Source organism: Bradyrhizobium sp. UNPF46 (assembly GCF_006658625.1).
GTDB lineage: Bacteria > Pseudomonadota > Alphaproteobacteria > Rhizobiales > Xanthobacteraceae > Bradyrhizobium > Bradyrhizobium nitroreducens.
Window position 1 is genome coordinate 18,380 of the sequence record NZ_LFJB01000038.1, and the last position, 19,385, is coordinate 37,764.

Consider the following 19,385-nt stretch of genomic DNA (forward strand, 5'->3'; position numbering starts at 1 on the left):
TCTCCGAGGCGCGGACCGGAGAAGACGTGCTGATCGCGCTGAGCGACGTGAGCAAGAGCTACCGGCGAGGCGCGCAGATCGTCCCGGTTCTTTCCAGACTCACCTTCGACATCCGTCGCAAGGAGTTCCTCGCTCTGATGGGCCCGTCGGGGTCGGGCAAATCGACGATGCTCAACCTGATCGCCGGCATCGATAGTCCGGATCACGGCTCGATCAAGGTGGGGGGCGAGGACATCACGCTCCTTCCGGAAGCAGAACTCGCCGACTGGCGCGCGGCGAACGTGGGCTTCATCTTCCAGTTCTACAATTTGATGCCCGTGCTCACGGCGCTCGAGAACGTCGAGCTGCCTCTCACGCTCACGGATCTGGGGCGGCGCGAACGCCGAGACCGCGCGCAATTCGCGCTCGGCCTGGTCGGCCTCAGCGATCGCGTCAAGCATTTGCCCTCGGAACTATCGGGGGGACAACAGCAGCGCGTGGCGATCGCGCGGGCGATCGTGACCGACCCGACGTTGCTGGTGGCCGATGAGCCGACAGGCGACCTCGACCGGCAGTCGGCGAAGGAGGTGCTCGAGATCATGCAGCGGTTGAACCGCGACATGGGCAAGACGATCGTCATGGTCACGCACGATCACCGCGCCGCCGCGCATGCGAAACGCATCATGAGTCTGGAGAAGGGCGATCTTTCCTATCTGGTGGAGCAACGCCTTGAGTGAGTGCCGGTCATGAGCCAGTGGCTCACGCTCGTGGCGCGCAACATCTTGCGCCACCGGCTGCGCACGTCGCTGACGCTCGTCGGGCTCATTGTCGCGATCCTCGCCTTCGGCGTGCTCCAGACCGTCGTCAAAACGTGGTATGCGGGGGTGGACGGCGCCGTGCCTTCGCGGCTGCTGACCCGAAACGCCGTCTCCTTTACGCTGCCGCTGCCGAAATCCTATCAGAAGCGCATCAGCGCCGTCGAAGGCGTGCGGCGCGTCACCCATCTGAGCTGGTTCGGCGGCGTCTACAAGGATTCGAAGAACTTCTTTCCCCAGTTTGCAATCGATGCCGCGAGCTATCTCGACATGTTCCCCGAGATCCTGGTTCCGGACGAGGTGCGGCGCGCATTCCTGCACGAGCGCCGCGGCGCGATTGTCGGGCGCAAGCTCGCCAGACGCTACGGCTTCAAGCCCGGCGACGTGATCCAGCTGCGCGGGACCATCTTCCCCGGCAATTGGGAGTTCTTGATCTGCGGCGTCTTCGACGGCCGGGATCCCAAGACCGACACGTCGCAGCTCTTCTTCCGCTGGGACTACCTGAACGAAACATTGCGCGTGCGCTCCAGGGCACAAGCCGACCAGGTAGGCGTGTTCGCCGTGGACGTCGCCGGCCTGGATAGCGTCGCGGACGTCAGTCAGGCCATCGACCAAGTGTTTCGAAACTCGCTCGCCGAGACGCTCACCGAGACCGAGCGCGCGTTCCAGATCGGCTTCGTAAAGCAGACCGAGGCAATCCTCATTTCCATTCGTGTCGTCTCCTTCGTGGTGATCTTCATCATCCTGGCGGTCATGGCGAACACCATGGCGATGACGGCCCGCGAGCGGCTCCGCGAATATGCCACTCTGAAAGCCATCGGCTTCAGCCCCGGCTACGTGGCGCGATTGATCCTCGGGGAATCCATCCTGATAGCTTCGATCGGCGGTGCGATCGGCATCGGGCTCACGCCTCCGGTCGCCGCGCACCTTGCCGAGCTCTCCGCCACGCTGTTCCCGACGCTGATCGTGAGCACCAACACTGTCATGCTGCAGGCACTTGCGGCGGTGGTGGTCGGAATCCTGGCCGCGGTCCTGCCGATGCGCAGGGCAGCCCGCGTCAGCATCGTCGACGGCCTTCGGGCGTTGGGCTGACCATGCCGTTGCTGCTCTCCTACAGCTTGCGAAACCTGCAGGAGCGCAAGCTCACCAATTTGCTGACCGCGACGGGCATGGCCCTTGTGGTGTTCGTCTACGCTGCCGTGCTCATGCTCGACTCCGGACTGAAACAGACGCTCGTCGCGACCGGCGAAGACACGAATGTCATCTTCGTGCGCCGCTCTGCGGAAGTCGAGATCCAGAGCCTGATCGACCGCCGGCAGGCCAGGATCATCGAAAGCCAGCCCGAAATCGTCATCGGGGCCGAAGGCGCGCCGCTCGTATCGAAGGAGGTGGCGGTTTTGATCGCGCAGCCAAGGCGCAAGACCAGGCAGGCGAGCAACCTCTTGATCCGCGGGGTCGGTCCGGCCGCCTTGGCCGTGCGCCCGCAAGTGCGGATCGCCGAGGGGCGCATGTTTCGTCCGGGATCGAACGAGATCGTCATTGGCCGAGCCCTCGCGGGACGCTTCGAAGACGTCGAGATCGGATCGAGCCTCCGGTTTGCTCAGCGGGAGTGGAGGATCGTGGGCCGGTTCGACGCGCGCGGCAGCGGGTTCGATTCCGAGATCTGGGGCGATAGCGAACAGCTGATGCAATCGTTCCGCCGAGACTTCTTCTCTTCGATCACGGTACGGCTGGCCGATCGCTCCGGCTTCGACGCACTCAAGGCGCGCCTCGAAGCGGATCCCCGCCTTACCATCGAGGCCAAGCGCGAGCGCATCTTCTACGAGGAGCAGTCACGCCTGCTCTCAGGGTTTATTCAGGTTCTCGGGCTCACGCTCTCGGTGATGTTCTCGCTCGGCGCGGTCATCGGCGCGACGATTACCATGTACGCGGCCGTGGCCAGCCGCATGATGGAAGTAGGGGTGCTGCGCGCGCTCGGGTTTCGGCGCTCACGGATCCTGATTGCATTCCTTGTCGAGGCGCTGCTGCTCGCGCTGATCGGTTGGGCCTTTGGAATCCTATTCGCGTCACTGATGACGCAGGTGAAGATCACGACGCTCAACTGGACATCGCTCTCCGAGCTCGCATTTCGGTTTGTACTGACGCCCGGGATCGTGCTGAAATCGCTCGTTTTCGCTCTCGTGATGGGCTTCCTCGGCGGTTTCCTGCCGGCGGTGCGAGCCGCCCGCATGAAGATCGTCGACGCGCTGCGCGTCGCTTGAACGTGAAACCTAGGTTCTCCATCTCGATCGTGGCGCGATATTCCATCTTCGGTTATCGTCAGCTCGCCGTCCCGTATATGCGCATATCCCGGAGCGCATCGCGCACGAAGGGCGCCAACTGAGCACGGGTCGTTACGCGGCCTGGCGCGTATCCGGACACGGTCATGAATAGCCGCTCGCCGACGCGGTAGCACGGGATGAATAGCACGCCTCCCAGCCGCTCGAGCTCCGAAGCTGTATAGCACTCCAGCAACGAAATCTGCAGGAGCGATGCCTCGCCGCAGGGGCGGCTCACATCGAGCGGCAATTCGCCGATCAGGCTGCAGCCAACAGGCAGGTCCGCCCCGAGCGCCTCCCGCTCCAGGCGGCGCGCCAGCCACAGCGGCACATAGGGGATCAGCGGAAACAATGGCGATAGATCGTCGCCGTTTCGGATCAGCGAGGCCAGTGCGGCCTTGAGATCCCGTTGCAAGGTGCGCGGATCGCTGCGGCAAGCATCGGGGTCCGCCATCACCGTGATCGACCGCAGCGCGTTGCCGCGCCGATCATTCGAATGACGGTCGCTGACCGGCAACACCAGTTTCACGCGTCCTGATGCGTCCACGCGATCCATCCTGAAAGCGAGCCGTGCCGCGAACGCCATGATCAGCGTGTTGCTCGCGACGCCCAGATCCGACGCACGCTGCTGGCACACTCCTGCGTCGATGACCACCTGCACGAGCGGCACGTCCACTGCCGGCTCAAACTGAGACCGGCTTCGCGCGCCAGGCCTCGAGCGCGGCAAGCTCGCCCGCCGCTTGCCCGAGCGCTGCGTGAGAGCCACCACAGCGCGCCAAACACCAGGCAGGGCGCGCAGGCTCTCGACGCTGTCGCGCGCCAGCATCAGGGGAGACCCTCGCCAAGATGGAGGCGAGAACCCGCAGCCGAGACGTCGACCGGCCACCGCGTCGGCAATGGCTTGGCTGGTGGCCTGCATGTCGGCGATCGTGTGCGACACCAGCAGTGTCAGCGCGCAGCCACCGCCTTCCAGCGCCTGGACTGCCAAGCGCCAGCCTGGACCACGCTCGGGATCCACGGGCAGATCCAGCAGCACGCGTCGCAACCTTGAGAGAGACTCGCGAGGGAGCGGATCGCGAAACCACGCCACCGGGCCTGGCACGGGGTTGGCCACCCAACGGTGCCGCCCCCATGGCAATGCTGAACGCTGCACGAGGCGTCCGAGCAATCCCTGTGCGAGCCGCTCGCTGAATTGCGTCACGGCGGTCTCATCGATCGCGTGAGGATATAGCCAAGTGACTTGCAGCGCCGGCCCGCGCCCAAGCGCCCGCAGCCCGACGAACGAGGCCTGGTCCATATAGCACAGAACGTCATTCGCCCCGGCATCGGGGACGCTCGCCCCGGCGCGGGATCCGCTCCGCCTTTTGTTGGCAGAAGCGCTCACGCCTCAGGTCCCCCGGCGTCTTGCTGCACGATGTGACCGCCGCAAATCACGGCTCTATCTCCTATCGATTGGGAATAGCCGGCTCCCGAGACGCGTCGGGATCAGGCATCAATGACCGCCTCCAGTCCAAAATCGGCAAGCGTTCGAGAGACCAGCAGGCGAAGTTCGTCCGCGGTGGTTGGGGCGGGTCGCAATTGGCAGGCCTCGATGCAGAGAGAAATAGTCTTGTTGTAGTGGGAGGCCACGACGACGAGATGACCGTGAGAACGCTCCAAGTCCTGGCGCGTGACGTTGACATCCACCGCTCGTGTCAGCACGTGCCGGCACGGTGCGCCGTCGATGCGCGCGAGCCCTTCCGGCAGCATTCCAAGATCTGAACAGCTTACCGGCAGCTCATCGGCATAATCAAACAACCTGTTCACGAGCGTCCTTGCGGCAGTGCGGGGCATCCAGGCGACGGCGGGCAGCAACGAGGTCAGGACATCGGTCTGCTTCTTCCTCGCGCCACGAAGCAGCGCCCTCGCTGCATTCACGGGCTCCAGATCCGCGGTCAGGCCTTCGGGCGCGACATTCATCATATGGAATTCGATCGCCAGCGCACGTTCGTCGGCCAGACCACGCCTTCGGCTTCTTGGGATCAGCAGGCTGACAGCGCCATCCGATGAGCGGCGACGGCCCAGATGCGATGCCAGCGACGCCACGAAGCCAGGCAGCAGCGTATTCATGCCACCACCGAGCCGCTGCTCACACGCGAACCAAACACGCGATTCAGCGGTCACCGCGACAGTTGGAAGCTCCACGATCACTGACTGGCCGTGAAGTGCTTCTGCTGCCGTTCCGGCCAGACTTTCTCCGGAGGTGACGGGTCTCGACCAGCTCGCCAGCCCAATCCGAGCGAGCGCGGCAACTGTGCGTGGAGCGTCGGCGAGGATCTGCCACGCGTCCGACACGCACCCGGACAGCCGCCCGCGAGCGCCTTGAGGCAAGTACCGATTCGGGACGCCCGTGCCGTTCACGGCAGCCGCGATGACGCGCAAGGCGCCCATGCCGTCGAGTACCAAATGCGATCCGACGATGCTCACGGCCGTGCTGCCATCGTCGAATGGCTGAATGGCCATTCGCCCGGGGGGACCCAGGACAGGGTCCACCCGCGCGCGCGCGTGCTGGTTGGCCCAGTGCAGCAGCTGCGATCGTGGCAGCAAGTCCGAGCTATGCTCGAACGGAATGGACCCTGCGAGCGGCTTCACCCAACGCGGCCTGCCCCATGGCAGAGGTGACGGCTCGATGAGCCGGTTGAATGACAGGGCGGTGAGCCTTTCGTATGTTTGCACCAGCGCATCGAGGTTCACGTCACGATCGTAGAGCCAGAGACATTGCATCAACTGGTTCCGGCCGGTGACCCTGAACAATTCGTAGGCCAGTTGGTCGAGCCAGGCGAGGCGGTGCCTTGCGTAGGTGGAGGTGCCGGCCGTGCTCGTCTCAAGCATCGAAAAACTCGCCCGCGAGCTCGTAACCGGCCAAAAGACGCTCGACGAGCGTACGAAGATGCCGAGCCTCCGTTACCACGCCAGGCTGGTAGGCAACGAAGCTCAGGGCGATAAATCCCGGTATGACGCCGGCGAAGAGCGTGGCCACGCCTTGACGCGCTTCGATCGCTCGGCGCGCGACCGCGCGATCGATGCCACGAAAGCAGATTCGATCAGCCGCTTTGCCATCGATCTGGAGTACGTCCTTGGGCAAGTCGCCCAAGTTCGAACACGTGACCGGCAGGTCTGCGAGCGCGCCAAGCGCCAGATGGCTGGCAGCCGAAAATGCGCGTCTGGGCACAAAGGGTACCAAGGGCAGCAGTGCAGCAAGCCGATTAGGCTCACGTCTGGTTCGCAGCAGCGTAGTCCGCAGACGCCGCTGCAACGCATACAAGCCTCCGCGCGTTTCATCGACACGCACCTTCAATGTGGCGAGCGCGACGCTGTTTCCGCCGGTGTGCGACAGACCTTCGCGCTGGTTCACAGGGATCAGCAGGGTCACTCCATCGTCGCGGACGCGACCGAGCGCCTCGGCGAACGCCGCGGTGATCGAGGCCAGGAGCGTGAGACGGGCCGCTCCGCGGCTCCGTGCCCTGGCGTCCCAGATCGACATGGGCACGCGTATGAAGACCGACGGAAACACGACCATACGGTCATCTGCGGCCGGCAACACCGGCGATGCGGCGGGTGTGTTGGACGGGCCGGGCGAGGTGTATGCCGTACGGGCCAGTTGGCCGAGCGCTCGAAATGTCGCGGGCGCGTCACGTGCAATGCGCTGGAGCTCAGCTCGCAGCGTTGTCGCAGCACGCTGCAGCGTCGAAACTCCAGGATAGATTGGAATCCGCCGTTCCCCGCGCACAGCGTCGCTCACGGCCCTTGCAATCGTCACTCCGTCTGCGATGCAGTGCGACACCACAAGCGAGACCAGCGTGGAGCCATCGGTAAAGGCCTGGCTCGTCAAGGTCCATGCAGGTCCGCGCACGGGGTCCAATGGAAGCTCCACCTGCGCGTCGGCCCACGCCTGCATCGCCTCGGGCTCAAGCGGCGCCTCAACGGTAGCTAGAGCAGCCGACGGCGGTGGCGCGTGAGCCCATTGGTGCCGTCCGAACGGAAGCAGCGCCGGCCGGATCAGCCGCGCCAAATCGCCATGCGCGAGATTGTCACGAAACCGGGTCAACGTGTCGATGTCCATGGGCCGCAGATAGCGCCACAGCACCTGAATGACCGCGTGCTGCCCGAGCGAGACATGCGCGAGATACATGGCCTGATCTGCGAAGGACAAGAATGCAGCCGGCATATCCGACACGTTCGCTGGGTGCGCCGTCGCATGCGTCATTGTTCGCGACCGGCATCGGAGTACGTCGGCATCAATGCCTCGGCTGCTTGACGGCATGCGCCTGCGAACGCCTTGACATAGCGGTGCATGGATGCGCGGGCTGTCTCATTTGCCGGATAAGCCGCCGTAAGCGAGAGCCCGCGTGGCGTACGGAACAGCCAGATCGCAACCTGTGCGGCGATGCCCTGGTTGATATAGACCCTCCCATTCGCCTGATGCCATTCACGGGCAATGTGCGCACTGAGCGGGGGAACGTTCACATCCATAAAGGACAGCATGACGCCGCCTGTGGCAACGGACCCTACCGTCGGCAATCCGGCTGCGAGTTCGAGCACGAGCTCGATCGGCACCTCGGCCAGGCTCAACCGTTCGTCAAAGTTGCGCTGGGCCGTCAAGGCAAGTTCAGGAAATGCTCGTTGTTGCACGTCGAAGTCGATCGGCACCACTCCCACGCACCAGCCGGTCGTCCTGAAAGCCTTTGGCGATCTTCGCGTCGTCGTGGGGGTGACGACACCGTAGCGCGACCGACCAGCCAACCCCCGTTCGGTCAGGGCCGCGCAGGCCAAGAGACCGCCGATCGCTCGCGCACCAGCAGCGTGGCACGCGGACTCGAACGCGTCCATGACAGCATCATCAAGGATGTCCAGATGCACATACTCCGCGTGATAGCGATCCTCCAGCACACCGAGCGGGAGCGCGAAAGAGGGCATCCGCCCGCCGTTGCGGTGCAGGAACGCGATCCATCGTTTCACCTCAGGATCCGCCAGCGTCATCGCCGCTGCCCGCTGACGCTGACTGGCGCAGTAATCCAGATAGCTTCCCGGTGGTCCGAGTTGAAGCGGCCCCTCACCATCGAGCACGGCGCGATACGCTGAGCGGATCTCCGCCATCAGGAACGCTATGACGGTAGCGTCGGCATGCAAATGATCGATGCTTGCGAAGCAAGTGAAGCCCCTGTCGTGCTGGAGAATGCCAAATCGGAAGCAATCCCATGCAAACGGATGAGGAGTTGCCATGACATGTCTCTGCCAATCCTCCGCGCGCACCTCGCCGAGTGTCCTGGGCTCCATCTGGATGGCCGTGGGGTCCGAGAGTACGTGCCGTACGATCGCTCCGCCGCGTTCTTCAAACCAGCTGTGATACGTGTCGTGCCTGCGCAGATGTGCCGTCACCACATGGGTCATGGCTCTGAGGTCACACCGCCCGGGTTCGTCCCACACAACGACAAGCAGCCGCGCCATCGCCTCGTGCCGCTGCTCGCACGCATGGAAGGCGTGCAGATGCTGCTCCTGTTCGTAGCTGGGTAATACGGGAGACACCGGTGCGTGTTTCGCACTTTCCATCGACGCAGCAGACGGACACCAGAGAGTCAGCACTGCCGGAGGCCCTGACCAATCATGCAGCGGACGCAAATCAGTCACCGGCATCTGCTCCAGCATCCTGCAGCGCCTGCATGGCGCCATTCAGCGTGTCGGCGAGTGCCCGCACGGTCGTCACGTTCACGGAACGGAGCCGGACGCCTGTATCGGCCTCGAGCGCGATCAGCAGTTGGAGCGTCCCGAGCGAGTCGAGGCCGTAATCGAAGAACGAGCGGTCTGGATTCACGGTGCGGCGCAGGATGACAGCGAGATGCTCGATGATCAGACGCCGCAGCAGGGCCGGCCGCTCGTCGGACGGCGCGCGCCTCAACTCCAAACGCAGGCGGCGCGCCGGTTCGCTCTCTGCCTCTGGAGCCTGCGACAACGCCGCTCCAAACGGGCTCCGCGCAGCGAGCGCCGTCAGCCATGGGGCGCCGTCGAGATGGACATAGGCGGCATACCCTCGGTCGTGCCGCAGCAGCGTCCGGAATGCGTAGGCACCGTCGCCCGGCTCGATCATTCGCGCATCGCCGCGGGCCGAGAGCTGCGCACCGGCACCAATATCCGCCCACGCCGCCCAGGCGATGACCGACGAAGGCAGCGCCTGGGCGCGCCGCCACTGTGTGAACGTATCGAGCCAACTGTTGGCGGCTGCGTACGCGGACTGCCCCGGCGAACCAAAGAGCGCGGCAACCGAGGAAAAACAGCAAAACCAGTCTAGTTGTTGCGCCAGCGTTGCCTCATGCAGATGCCAGGCGCCCTCCGCTTTGGGGGCCCAGTTCCGATGCAGCCTCTCCTCCGTGACGGATGGAAGCGTGCCGTCCTCGACGACGGCTGCACCATGCAGGACGCCGCGCAACGGCAGGCCCATCGCGGTGGCAGCTTCGACCAGACGTCGCGCCGTCGACGGCTCCGCGATATCTGCACTTATCACCCGAACCTCGGTGCCCCGTGCTTTCATTGCGACGAGCACGCTCGTCGCGGCGTCGGCTGGCTTGGAGCGCGCGTTGACGATGACGCGACCGGCCCCGGCGGCGGACATCGCGTCAGCGAGGAAAAGGCCGAGCCCGCCAAGGCCGCCGGTGACGATGTAAGCACCATCGCGCCTGAACGGCGTGAAGCGCTCCGGTGCCGCCGGTACCCGGTAGCGGCCGGTTCTCGGAACGGTGAGCACGAGCTTGCCGGTGTGACCGGCGCCGCCAACAGTGCGAATGGCGCTGGCCGCTTCGACGAGGGGGCAGGTCGCGATGTCCGGCAGGGGCAGCCGCTGCTCCCGGGCAAGATGCATGACTCGCGACAGCAGTGCCTGAACGCGGGCCGGAGCCGTCATGCACATCTGCGCAAGATCAACGGCGAAGAACGAGAGGTTGCGCTTGAACGGAGACAATCCGAGCCACGTACCTCCATAGATGTCCTTCTTGCCGATCTCGACGAACCGCCCGCCGGCCGCAAGGAGCTCCAGGCCAGCGCGCTGCGCCGCGCCCGTGAGCGAGTTGAGGACAACGTCCACGCCGTAGCCCGCTGTGTCCTGCCGGATCTGCTCGGCGAATAATGCGGTTCGCGAGTCGTACACGTGCCGGATGCCGTCTGCGCGCAGCAGCTCTCGTCGCGCCTCCGAGCCCGCTGTTGCAAAGATCTCTGCACCGGCCGCGCGGGCAATGGCCACAGCCGCCTGACCCACGCCGCCCGTCGCCGAGTGAATGAGCACCTTGTCGCCAGGGCCGATCCGGGCCAGATCCTCGAGGCCATACATGGCCGTGACAGTTGTCGTGAGAATGGCGGCGGCTTCGGCATCCGTGAGCGTGCGGGGAATCGCGACAAGCAGGCGTGCATCGCAAGTCAGAAAGGTGCCCCAGGCTCCCCCGCAGCAGAGCCCGGCCACGCGGTCGCCGACGCGAAATGCCGAAACGCCAGGTCCGACCGCGGTGACAATGCCGGCGTAGTCCAGGCCAAGTCCCTGCGGACGACCATCGAATGAAGGATAGCGGCCAAGTGCAACCAGCACATCGGCGAAATTGACACTCGTGGCATGGATAGCGACCTCCACCTCGCCTGCGCCCGGCGCACGCCTCTCGAAGGCCGCCATCTCCAGGCTCTGTAGGTCACCGGGCGTACGGATTTCCTGGCGTAGACCCTCGCGGGCCGCGTCGCGGTCCACCGTTCGGCGATCAGCGCGACCAAGCGGACTTCGCTGCAGTCGTGCGACATACGCGCTCGCTCCGCGGATCGCCGTTTCGTCTTCGCTCGAGCCGCTCAGCAACTGGGACCGAAGCGATGACACGTCCGCCTGCGAGTTCACGTCGATCTGTGTAGGACGGAGTGCGGGAAATTCGGCGCCGATGGCTCGCAGCCACCCACGCACACCGGCGTGCGCGAGCCGAACGGAATCGTCCGGCAGTACGCGTTGGCTCATACATGTGACGACGAAGAGGCGGGGCAGCCGCTCGCATTGCCTCAATGCGTTGGTCAGATAGAGCAGGCTGCTTATGTTCGCCCGAGATGCGTCGGGACTCGCCGGCTCATTGCCGCGTGGCAAGACCACCACCACGCCTCCAGGGCGATGCAGACGCAGAGTCTCCTCAATCTGCTCGCGCCATGCGTCCCCCTTCCCCGCCCCGGCGCTGCTGAGGATGCGAGACTTGAACCCTTGCTCGCGCAGGCTTCCTTCCAGATCCAGCATCAAGCGATGCCCCGCATCATCGGCATCGAGCAGCAACCAGGCACCATCGTCCGGCCTGACCGTGGCAGGAGGGATGCCCCATGGCTGCCAGCTTATGTCGAGCAGGCGCGAGTTGCAGGCGACGGCGTCAGCATCCTGTTCAGCCGCGCCGCTCCCCATTACCAATCCATCGACGCTGAGCAGCACGCGACCGGACGCGTCGAGCAATTCAATGTCCGCCTCGACGTGCAGCGCGTCGATGGCGACCAAGCGAGTCATGCAGTGGGCGGCGTCCGCATCCGAGCAGTGGAGCCGGAGGCGCCGCACCGAGAGCGGCAGCAGCAAACGCCCGCTTGTCTCTGAAACGACCCGGGCGAACGCCCCGACGGACTGGAAGCACGCGTCAAGCAGCACGGGATGCACCGTGTAGCCACGCCCGCCCGCTCGGAGCGAACTCGGAAGCCGAAGATCCGCAAGGAGCGAGGCGCCGTCCGCGGACAAGGCCAGGCCGGCAGCCAGTGCCCGAAATGACGGTCCGTACTGGATACCCTGCGAGTCGAACCACCGCCACACCGCGTCGGTGGCAACGGGCGTCGCGTGAGCGGCGCGCAGCGCGGCTAGGTCGTACGTGGCAGGCGGCCCTGCAGAGGTTGTTGCCCCATAAAGCCGGGCGCTTGCATGCACCCGCGCTTCGCTCATCGCCTGGCTCTCCAGCCTGAATTTCAACTCACCCGGTCGGTCCGACACTGCCGTGCAGACGATCGGCACCGATGGCTCCAACCGCAACGCATGGTCGAACGTGATCGTCTGCACTTCGACGAGCGACGTACCAAGGGCGGTGCGCGCCGCAGCGAGCGCCATTTCGCAGAAGCCGGCGCCCGGGAAGAGCGGCGTTCCGTTGACCCGGTGGTCCGCAAGCCAGGGGTGAGCATCGAGGCCAGCCTCGCATGCCCAGATGTGGCGTTCCGGCTCTTCGTGCAGGACGCGGTGGACGTTCAACAGCGGATGCGTTGCCGCCACGTGATACGGACCTGCGGCCGGCGTCGCCGGCGCAAGGAACAGCGGAGTGTGCGTCCAGGCCGGCAACGGCAGGTCAAGCAGCTGGCCATCCGGATACAGGACATTGAAATCGATCGAGGCCCCCGCGACATGGATCGCGCCCACCAGGTTCAGAAGCCCGTTGGGCATGGACTCGCCGCGCGACATCGACGGAAGCGCGCGGGCTGCGAAGTCCGTTGCGGCAGCATTCTCCAACACCGCGCGGGTCACGATCGGGTGCGGCGAAAGCTCGACAAAAACGCGATGGCCATCTTCAAGCGCCGCCTGCACGGCGGGACGGAAGCGAACCGACTGCCGAAGGTTGTCGATCCAGTAGGCGCCATCGCAAACGGGGGATTCGCGCGGATCAAGCAGCACGGTGGAGTACATCGGTATGCGCGGATTGTGCGCAGTCACCTCCGCGAGACGCTCCGACAGCTGCGCGAGGATCGGTTCGACTTGCGACGTGTGTGAGGCCACATCGACCGCGACCTCGCGGGCGAACAGGCCTTCGGCTTGCCACGCAGCCACGAGACCTTGCACGGCCGCGACGGGGCCCCCGACGACCGTTGAAGCCGGCGCAGCCAGCACGGCGATCTCGACATCGTCAATCCGTCGGCGCGCCAGATCTTCGCGAACCGTCGCCGATGCCATCCCGACGGCTGCCATCGCGCCGGATCCAGCGAGCGTTTGGCACAGCATGGCGCGATGACAGATCACCCGCACGCCATCTTCGAGCGAGAGTGCGCCGGCCACGACTGCCGCCGACACTTCGCCCATCGAATGGCCGATCAGTGCCGACGGCACCACACCCAGGGCTTTCAACGAGGCCGCCATCGCGACCTGAAATGTGAAAATGGCGGGCTGGATACGCTCGATGCCCTCGAGTTGCGCGGGCCGACGCAGGGTATCGGTTACCGAGAAACCGCCGATCGCCTGAATCAGAGGCTCGATGGCGGCAACCATCCCGGCGAAGGCCGGGTCGATATCGAGCAGTTCCGCACCCATCGACTCCCACTGCGAGCCCTGTCCGGAGAATACGAAGACGGGACCGCGGCTATCATGGTCGGCCCAATCCGCATCGATAGACTGATCGGCTGCCAGTCCGCGCAATTGCGCCGTCAGATCGCCGAGCGTCTTCGCAACGAGCGCGTGCCGGACCGGCCGGTGCCCGCGTCTGCAGGCAAGGGTCCGTGCGACGTCACCGGGACGATGACTGACGGCGTTCGCGTTCAGCCAAGCCACGAGGCGCGCGGCTGTCGCACGAAGCGCCCCTGGCGATGTGGAAGAAATTGGAAACAGCCACGGCTGCTCCTGTGTTCGGGCGGCCTCTGGTGAAAACGATAAGGCAGGTGCCTGAGGAGCCTGTTCGAGCACGACGTGCGCGTTCGTGCCGGACATGCCGTAAGACGAGACGGCTGCGCGGCGGAGTCCGTCGGCGCCAGTCGAGGGCCAAGGCACAGTGTCGGTCGGGACGAAAAGCCGCGTTGCGATTGGCTGCAGATGCGCAGGCAGCCGATGGAAGTGAAGTGATCGCGGTACGGCGCCGTGCGCCAGTGCGAGCGTCGCCTTGATCAGACCAAGGACGCCCGCCGCCGATTCCGCGTGACCAAGATTGCTTTTGAGCGAGCCAAGAGCGCAGGGCGACTGCCGTCCATACTGCGTTGAAAGACTGTGGAACTCCTCAGTGTCGCCCACGGGCGTGCCAGTGCCGTGCGCCTCGATCATGCCGACGGATGAGGGGTCAACCTGTGCTTCGGCAAGTGCCCGATCGATGACCGCGATCTGGGCCGCGCGGGAAGGCGCGAGAATGTTGTGCGTGCGTCCGTCCTGGTTGACCGCGCTACCGCGAATGACGGCAAGCACCCGGTCGTTGTCGCGCAAGGCGTCGCTCAGCAGCTTGAGCATCACCACGCCACAGCCTTCGGCGCGCACGAAGCCATCGGCGCGCTCATCAAACGCATGACACCGCCCAGTCGGCGAAAGCATACCGAGCCCGGACGCCGAGGCGAACGTTGCGGGCGAGAACATCAGCATGACCCCGCCGGCAAACGCGACGCGGCACTCGCGCGCGAGCAGGCTTCGCCGAGCCGCATGCACGGCGACGAGACTGGACGAGCAGGCCGTGTCCATGGTGATAGCGGGCCCCGTAAGCCCCATCCCATGGGCGACCCGCCCTGACGCCATGCTGAAAGGCGTTCCCGTGAAAGCGTAGGCCTGGCCCATCGCACCTGCGTCGCGCGTAACCTGCATGTAGTCCTGGTGCGAAAGGCCGAAGAATACGCCGGCTTCCGTTCCAAACAGGCAGCGCGGATCGCGGCCGGAATGTTCGGCGGCCTCCCAGGTGACCTCGAGCAACAGCCGGTGCTGGGGGTCCATGGCGAGGGCCTCGGGTTCGCCAATGCCGAAAAAGCGATGATCAAAGCCCGATGGGTCGTCCAGGAACGCGCCGCAGCGCGAAACCGAGCGGCCCGCCACGCCTGCCACGGCATCGTAGTAATCGTCGGCATTCCAGCGCTGCTGCGGAATCTCGGTAACGAGGTCGGTCCCTGCCAGCAACGCGGCCCAAAAGGCATCCGGCGAATCGATATGGCCCGGAAGCCTGCAGCCAATGCCGACAACAGCAATCGCAGTCACAATCAAGGCCTTATTCTGGGGAGAAGACTTTTCGGTCCAAATCAATACATGCGTAATAGGTTATTGATCGGTCGATCAATCGTCCAGCCCGCAGACTGCTGGGGCCCGAAGCCTACCAAATTATATCCCAACGAGTTTGACTTCATGCCGCTCCTCGACGACCTGCCAGCGCCTTGCTTCGGATCAGCGCGAGAACGCTGCCGTAATCAAGAGCCACCTAAGGCACAATGCCAACCGTCTTGGTGCGCCTCCCGCAAACGATGCGAATGAAACAGTCTGAGCTGGCAGCCAGAGCTGACATCTCTATCCCGCCGGCAGCAAGATAGCTTCCGAGAACACCTTCCCCAGCGACGCTACGTAAGGGCTCTGCAGCATCGAATGATGCGTACCCTGAACAACGGTCTTGTGGATCCGGGGCGCCTGAACAACTCGATCCCAACCATAGAACCGGTCATCCAGGGGATTTTCCGCCGCCGTGAAAAGCTGGAGAGCGATCGGAATAGCCGCCCCAACGTATCTGCTGCCCGCGCGCTCGCGTGTCCGCGACTGCGCAATCATGAGGCGAACGTCTTCTTCCGTAGATGACCAGGGCAACAACGCCTTCTCACGACACTCTAGAACCATCGAGCGAAAGTCGGACTGATGCATTCGACCGCCCGTCCGGCTGCCAATGTAGTTCCGCAGGAATACGACGTCTGACGTCTTCGACGGGGAGCTCGGCTGCCCGTACAGCGCGTCGATCAATCCCAGGAACTGTACGGTCTCGTTTTCATCGACGAGCTGTCTTGTGATCTCGTAGGCCAGTATTCCGCCGAACGACCAGCCTGCCAGGCGGTACGGCCCGCTCGGGCGAATGGACCGTATTGTCCGGACCAAGCTCCTACCGATCGCCTCGATCGTGCGTGCCGATGCGGCTCCTACTTCGCTCATCGTCAAACCATACACAGGGAAGCCGCCGCGAAGGTGTCGGGTAAGGATCGGACCATAGACCATCTGATTAAAGAGATCCGGCGCGAGGAATAGCGGAGCGCCGCTTCCCTCCGCACGAAGAGTAATTGCAGCGCCGTCGCTCGCGCGGTTATCAGTGCCAGCCTCCTCGCGTACGAGCAGCGCTATTGTCGGGCTTGCGAACAGCTTGGCCAGCGAGATGTCGGTGCCCCGACGACTCAATTCGTTGACCAGGCGCACGGCTAAGAGCGAGTGGCCACCAAGCTCGAAAAAATTGTCGTCACGTCCGACGCGATCGATCTCCAGAAACTCGCTCCAAGTCTGCGCCAACATCTTCTCCAGCCTGCCACGCGGGGGCTCATAGGCGCGGGATCTACGCGAATGGCCTGAAGGCGCGGGCAGGCTGCCCCGGTCCAGCTTCCCGTTGAGGGTCAGCGGCAGCGCGTCGAGCACAACAAAGGTCGACGGCACCATGTAGTCCGGCAGGTGCTTCTGGAGATGAGTTCGCAAGTCGTCCGACAACGTGCCCGTCGCTGTCGAACGGCTCTCGCGCCCTCCCCGCCGCTTTACGGATGTCCCGCGGTTCTCCACCACATAGGCCACCAGGCGAGGATCATCGGCACGATCTTCGCGCGCGACGACCACCGCCTGCCGCACCGACGCATGGCCCATCAATGCTGCCTCGATTTCACCAAGTTCAATTCGGTAGCCGCGCAGCTTCACCTGAAAATCGTTTCGCCCGAGATATTCGATACTTCCCGCTGACAGTAACCGTCCCAAATCGCCTGTCCGATACATCCGCGCGTCCGGGTCGGTAGCGAACGGCTCGGTGACAAACCGCTCCACGGTCAGCTCGGGTCGATTAAGATAGCCGCGCGCCACCCCCGTGCCGGCGATATAAATTTCGCCGACGACTCCGATCGGGACGGGAGCACGGTGCTCGTCGAGGACATAGATCCTCGTGTTCGAGATGGGTCGGCCGATCGGGACGACGGTCGACGGATGCACCGGCTCCTTGATCGCGTGAGCCGACGACCAGATTGTTGTCTCGGTAGGCCCATAAACATTCCAGCATGCCGAGGTTCGCCGGAGCAATTGGTCGGCAAGATCGGCCGTCATGGCCTCGCCGCCACACAGCGCGCGGAGACGTGGCTCTCCCACCCAACCGCTCTCGATCAGAGCCCGCCAGCTCGCCGGAGTTGCCTGCAAGACCGTGATCTGCTCCCGCAGCAGCAGATCCATCATCCGTCGTGGATCGCTGCTCGTCTTACGATCGGCGATGACAACTCTGGCGCCGACAAGCAAAGGCATGAGCAGCTCGAGGCCCGCGATATCGAACGCTACAGTGGTCACCGACAGCAAGCGATCAGCCGGATTCATACCGACGAGCTCACTCATAGATGTCAGGAGATTCACCAGCGACCGATGCTCGACCATGACGCCTTTGGGCCGTCCGGTCGAGCCCGACGTGTAGATGACGTAGGCGAGATTTTCGGGTCGCAATCCAACCGCAGCGGGCCGAATATTGCTCTCGTGACCATTCGTCCAAAGCGCCTCATTGTCGAGATCTATCACCGGCAGGTCTCCCGTGTGGCCCTCCAGGATTCCCATAGTCTCCGCATCCGACAGTATTGCGCGTGGCGCACAGTCCGCCAGCATGTCCGCCAGCCGCCTGATCGGAAGGGTGGAATCCATTGGGACGTAAGCCCCACCTGCCTTGAGGACCGCGAGCAGAGCCACTAGCATCTCGACCCCGCGCAGGGCGCAAATCGCAACGCGATCATCCGGCTTGACGCCAAGTCCGCGCAGGTGGTGAGCAAGGCGGTTCGACCGCACGTTCAGCTCACGATACGTCAGCTCGTGAGCTCCGCCAACGACCGCCACCGCATGCGGCGTGCGCCCCACCTGCTCCACGAACAACTCGCCAACACACTTCTCAGCAGGATAATCGACCGTCGTTGCGTTCCATTCGGTGATCAGGTGACCGTGCTCGAGCGCATCCAGAAGCTTAAGCTCTGAGACGTGCTTGTCCGGACCGGCAGCAATTGCGCTCAACAAATTCTCGAAGTGGCCCGCGATACGTGCGATCGTATCGTCATCGAACAAGTCCGACGCATACTCGAACCATCCGCGTATCCCGGAGGAGGCTTCGTACAAGGTCAATGACAGGTCGAACCTTGTCGTGACGTGCTCGGTGGCGACCTGACTTACTCGCAGTCCCGGAAGATCGAGCTGGGCCGGGGGGCCGTTCAGCAGGATCAAGGCGACTTGGAACAGCGGCTGGCGGGACAAATCACGATGAGGTTGCAGCGCCTCCACCACCCTTTCGAGCGGCACATCCTGGTTCTCATAGGCGGAAAGTGTCGTTTCCTTCACGCGCTGCAGCAAATCGCGGAAGCTGGGATCGTCAGACACATCCGTGCGCATGACGAGCATGTTCACGAAGCAACCGACCATAGCCTCCAGCTCCGGCAGCCCGCGACCAGCGAAGGGAGAGCCAATGAGAATGTCCCGTTGCCCGCTATAGCGCGCCAGCAGCACCGAAAATGCCGCCAAGAACACCATATAAGGTGTCGCCTTCTCTTGACGCGCGAGAACGCGCAGGTCCGATGAAAGCTGTGGCGTCAGGCTGAAGCCGCGGCTTGCACCTCGAAAACTCTGGATCTGTGGCCGCGCGCGATCGGTCGGCAGCGCCAGCGCCTGCGGCGCGTCTGCGAGCTGCCGCTTCCAGTAATCCAGCTGCCGCGTCTGCACTTCGCCCCGAAGCCATTGGCGTTGCCAAAGCGCGTAATCCGCGTATTGAACCTGCAAGCTCTCCAGGGGCGACACTCGTCCCGCTACTCGGGCTGCATACAGGGCTGTAACCTCGGCCAACATCACGCCGATCGACCAGGCATCCGATATGATGTGATGCATGTTGACCAGCACGATGTGCTGGTTCTGTGTCAATCGAAGCAGCGTGACGCGAAATAGCGGCCCGGCCGACAGGTCAAACAAGCGCTGTCCATCCTCCGACATCAAACGCCCGGTCTCCGCCCGCCGCTCGTCGTCTCCAAGCGCCGAAAGATCGACCGTATCGAGGCGGAAGGCTCCCGCCTCGTCGACCACCTGAAAGCCGCGGCCGTCCACTGTCTCGAACCTGGTGCGGAGGCTTTCATGACGTCGCACGACTTCTCCGAAACTCTGCTCCAGAGCGAGAGCATCCAACGCTCCTTCGAGTTGCAGCATCCAGGGCATGTTGTAAGCCGCGCCCACGAGCCCAAGCTGCTCAAGGAACCATAGCCCTTCTTGCGCGTGGGACAGCGGCACCCGACTGCCAGCCGAGCGCACTGTCAGTGGCGGCGGATCCGACAGTTCGAGGGGTGGAGAACGAATATCCGACATCAC

The 19,385-nt window shown here is 64.1% G+C and carries 9 protein-coding genes; 3 read left to right on the top strand and 6 right to left on the bottom strand.

What is annotated here, in order from left to right:
• Nucleotides 1–26 precede the first annotated feature (26 nt).
• From UNPF46_RS15800 to UNPF46_RS15810, 3 genes are read left to right on the top strand one after another with little or no spacing between them, the layout of a single operon-like run.
• Nucleotides 27–716 (top strand): ABC transporter ATP-binding protein, encoded by a 690-nt coding sequence (locus tag UNPF46_RS15800; RefSeq protein ID WP_245448441.1) that lies wholly within the window; start codon nucleotides 27–29, stop codon nucleotides 714–716.
• A gap of 9 nt (nucleotides 717–725) precedes the next feature.
• Nucleotides 726–1,886, top strand: a complete 1,161-nt coding sequence (locus UNPF46_RS15805; protein ID WP_142250618.1) for an ABC transporter permease — start codon at nucleotides 726–728, stop codon at nucleotides 1,884–1,886.
• A gap of 2 nt (nucleotides 1,887–1,888) precedes the next feature.
• Nucleotides 1,889–3,055 carry an ABC transporter permease gene (locus UNPF46_RS15810; RefSeq protein WP_100179292.1) on the top strand — a complete coding sequence of 389 codons (1,167 nt, stop codon included), beginning with the start codon at nucleotides 1,889–1,891 and terminating at the stop codon, nucleotides 3,053–3,055.
• Nucleotides 3,056–3,113: 58 nt separating this feature from the next.
• Here UNPF46_RS15810 and UNPF46_RS15815 read toward each other — a convergent pair whose 3' ends face one another.
• The 6 genes from UNPF46_RS15815 to UNPF46_RS15840 all read right to left on the bottom strand — a co-directional run bounded on the left by UNPF46_RS15815 (nucleotide 3,114) and on the right by UNPF46_RS15840 (nucleotide 19,382).
• Nucleotides 3,114–4,148, bottom strand: a complete 1,035-nt coding sequence (locus tag UNPF46_RS15815; protein ID WP_142250619.1) for a hypothetical protein — start codon at nucleotides 4,146–4,148, stop codon at nucleotides 3,114–3,116.
• Between the two features lie 449 nt (nucleotides 4,149–4,597).
• Nucleotides 4,598–5,983: a hypothetical protein gene (locus UNPF46_RS15820; RefSeq protein WP_142250620.1), complete on the bottom strand. Its 1,386-nt coding sequence runs from the start codon at nucleotides 5,981–5,983 to the stop codon at nucleotides 4,598–4,600.
• Entirely contained in the window at nucleotides 5,976–7,283 is a 1,308-nt protein-coding gene (locus UNPF46_RS15825; RefSeq protein ID WP_142250621.1) for a hypothetical protein, read from the bottom strand. Before UNPF46_RS15825 ends, UNPF46_RS15820 begins: the two co-directional genes overlap by 8 nt.
• A 71-nt stretch (nucleotides 7,284–7,354) precedes the next feature.
• Complete coding sequence (locus tag UNPF46_RS15830; protein WP_181769958.1) at nucleotides 7,355–8,797, bottom strand: condensation domain-containing protein; 1,443 nt, start codon at nucleotides 8,795–8,797, stop codon at nucleotides 7,355–7,357.
• The gene (pks2, locus tag UNPF46_RS15835; RefSeq protein WP_246668672.1) at nucleotides 8,772–15,050 is read right to left on the bottom strand and encodes a sulfolipid-1 biosynthesis phthioceranic/hydroxyphthioceranic acid synthase; all 6,279 of its coding nucleotides are present in this window, start codon (nucleotides 15,048–15,050) and stop codon (nucleotides 8,772–8,774) included. The genes UNPF46_RS15830 and pks2 overlap by 26 nt, the downstream gene beginning before the upstream one ends.
• A 303-nt stretch (nucleotides 15,051–15,353) precedes the next feature.
• On the bottom strand, nucleotides 15,354–19,382 hold the full coding sequence (locus tag UNPF46_RS15840) for a non-ribosomal peptide synthetase (RefSeq protein WP_142250624.1): 4,029 nt from the start codon (nucleotides 19,380–19,382) through the stop codon (nucleotides 15,354–15,356).
• Nucleotides 19,383–19,385 lie beyond the last annotated feature (3 nt).